General features: G+C 73.2%; 1 pseudogene. It reads left to right on the top strand.

Going from position 1 to position 1,307, the window contains the following annotated elements:
• Positions 1–1,307 (top strand): annotated as a pseudogene (locus tag ACQI5H_RS24535) (MobF family relaxase); the annotation flags it as partial.

Below are 1,307 nucleotides of genomic sequence, written 5' to 3'. Positions count from 1 at the left end.
CCAGCATCCTGGCCCGCGACGGCGCCCAACAATCCGCCCACAGCCTCGCCGCCGCCGACAGCGACCCCTTCACCCGGCTGCAGCGCGCCGCCGCCATGTACAGCGACGCGCTCACCGCAGCCGCCGAACACCACGCCGGCCCGACCATCATGGCCCGCATCGACAGCGCCGCCGCAGCACTGCGCCACCACCTCACCGACGCCCAAGCCTGGCCTGTCCTGCGCCGCCACCTCGCCCTGCTGGCCATCGAAGGACACGACCCCATCGAGGCCCTGCACGCGGCCGCGGCAACCGGACTCGGCGACGCCCACGACCCCGCCGCCGTCCTGGACTGGCGCCTGGCCGCCCCCACCGGCACTGCCGCAACAGACCCCGGACCGCTGCACTGGCTACCCGCCATCCCCGACGTCCTCACCGCCGACCCGCCCTGGGCGGCCTACCTACAACAGCGCGCCAACCTTGTGCGCGACCTCGCCGACCGCATCCGCGCCGCCGCGCGCAGCTGGGATAGCGCCACCGCCCCCGCCTGGGCGCGGCCCCTGCTCGACGACCACCCTAACCTGCTGGCCGAAATCGCCGTCTTCCGCGCCGCCCACCACGTCGACGACGCCGACACCCGCATCACCGGGCCCGACCAGCACGCCAACCGCTCCGCTGTCGTCCAACAAGCCATCCACTCCCGCCTCGACGCCGCACTTACCCGCGCCGGCGCCGACACCGCCCGCTGGCGCGGGCTCGCCGCCACCATCGACCCGCACATCACCGACGACCCGTTCTGGCCGCGCCTGGCCACCCACCTCGACGACGCCGCCCGTGTGGGCGCCGATATCGCCGCCCTACTGCACCACGCCGCCACCGAGCATGGCCCGCTGCCCGCCGAAATGCCCGCCGCCGCCCTGTGGTGGCGACTGGCCAGCACCCTGGCACCGCCCTCCCTGGAAGCCACCGACACCAAACTGCGACCCCCCTGGACCGCCGAGTTACACCACCTGCTCGGCACCCGCATCGCCGAAGCCGTCATCACCGACCCCGCCTGGCCCGGCCTGGTCGCCGCCGTCACCGCCTCCGACTGGCCTCCCCGCGATCTGCTCGCAGCGGCCGCAGAACACCTGCGCGACATCGCCGCCACCCAAACCATCCGGCCCGACCAATACGCCCGCCTGCTCACCTACCGCGTCGAACTACTCACCCACCACGCCGCCACCATCGACCCCGACGTCCCCCACCCCGCCGACCAAGCCGAAACACCAACCGGCCAACAACAATTCGACCTCGACGCCCACAGCATCCCTGACCAGGATTTGCAC

This window comes from Mycobacterium heidelbergense (assembly GCF_050205645.1).
In the GTDB taxonomy this organism is placed as follows: domain Bacteria; phylum Actinomycetota; class Actinomycetes; order Mycobacteriales; family Mycobacteriaceae; genus Mycobacterium; species Mycobacterium heidelbergense_A.
This window is presented reverse-complemented; position numbering and strand designations above follow the sequence as displayed.